This window comes from Acinetobacter rudis (assembly GCF_000829675.1).
In the GTDB taxonomy this organism is placed as follows: domain Bacteria; phylum Pseudomonadota; class Gammaproteobacteria; order Pseudomonadales; family Moraxellaceae; genus Acinetobacter; species Acinetobacter rudis.
On record NZ_BBRX01000142.1, the window covers coordinates 1 to 1,408 of the forward strand.

Annotated in this window: 1 protein-coding gene and 1 pseudogene; one reads left to right on the top strand and one right to left on the bottom strand. The window is 35.2% G+C overall.

All coding sequences use genetic code 11. The features are described from left to right. A pseudogene (locus Aru01_RS18415) lies at positions 1-601 on the top strand (SGNH/GDSL hydrolase family protein); the annotation flags it as partial. Between the two features lie 8 nt (positions 602-609). Here the strand turns inward: Aru01_RS18415 and Aru01_RS18255 are convergent. Beyond that, the coding region (locus Aru01_RS18255; RefSeq protein ID WP_162183625.1) for an SGNH/GDSL hydrolase family protein at positions 610-1,408 on the bottom strand (799 nt) is incomplete at its 5' end.

Genomic DNA, 1,408 nt, shown 5'->3' on the forward strand with positions numbered 1-1,408 from the left:
CAAAGATCGAAACTTGGTTTTTGACTCAGTTTTAGAATTTTGCAATAGTATTGGCATTCATACACTGGATTTAAGAGTCGCTTTTTCAAATAAATATGAATTATTTTTCGATCCTGTTCATACTAATGCTATGGGTTCAATCGAGGTTGCTAAATATCTCTATGAACATCTTGAACCAAGATTTAATAAATATAAATTAGAGAGCCCTAGACTCACACAAAAACACTTATTGACAAGTTTGGCTCTAACTAAGTCAGCAGTCTGGTTAGATGAAATTCTCCTCCAAGCCCAAACCAACCAAAAAATAACTATAAGTTTTGAGATTGATTGCCCCTCTGATATAAGTAGAGATAACTGTGCATTATTTATTGTTGATTATGAACAACAAGACTTAGAATACGATCAAACCAAACTTTCCTATTCAAGTGCTGTTGGATGGTACAAATATATTTTAACTAAAACAAACTGTAAATATAGAATTTCGTATACATTCAATGTACCAACTGGAATACCAAAAATTAAAATTGGATTCCAGTCTTGGTATACAAATGCTGAAATAAAACTTACAGATATACAGGTTTATATTCAAGAACTTGATTAGTAATTGCATTATAAAGATGAATTCAGAAATGAACCTATCTTCATCGCCCAATGTTTATTACCTTCTAGCGCTTTTGGATGAATACCATCACGCAAATAATATGTATAGTTGTAGCGATTTACACCACTATTTCTATACATATCAAATGCTGGTATATGATAATTTTCAGCTACCTCTAAAATAGCTTTTTGATATTCATTCAAATATCCATTAATTGTGGAGACATCGTCAGAATTGTCACTTGGAGTAGAGGTTGTAGTGCGTAAACGGAACGACATACCAATAAGTATGATCTGTAAATGCGGATATTTGGATTGAATCTGTTCAATCGTGTAACACATAGCCCCCTTAAAAGTAGCACCAGATGCATCAGAAGTTAGCTCAGTTCCTATGGGGTTTCCTGTCCAATCATTTGTACCAAATGCAATTACCAGAATATCTACTTTGTTCCAGTCTAGCTTTGCCATAGCATTGGCCTGTGGGGTATTGTCATCATTCTTATTATCCCGAGTCCATTCTGCACCTGCTATAAGGCTAGAATAATCGTTCGTATTTATGCACTTAGCAATATTATATAAACACTGCTTATCATATCCATCTGGGCTTGAGGTATAACGACCTGCCCTACAACCACCAAAACCAAACTTATGAATAGTTGCACCATGCATATTGCCAATACGCTCTGGATAATCACCTTGCTCTACAATTGAGTCACCAAGAAAAGCTATTGTTTTCCCTGAGAGTGAAGACATACCAGCACTAGAAGTAGGACCACTCCATTCACTCCAAACCCTAACACCACCTACT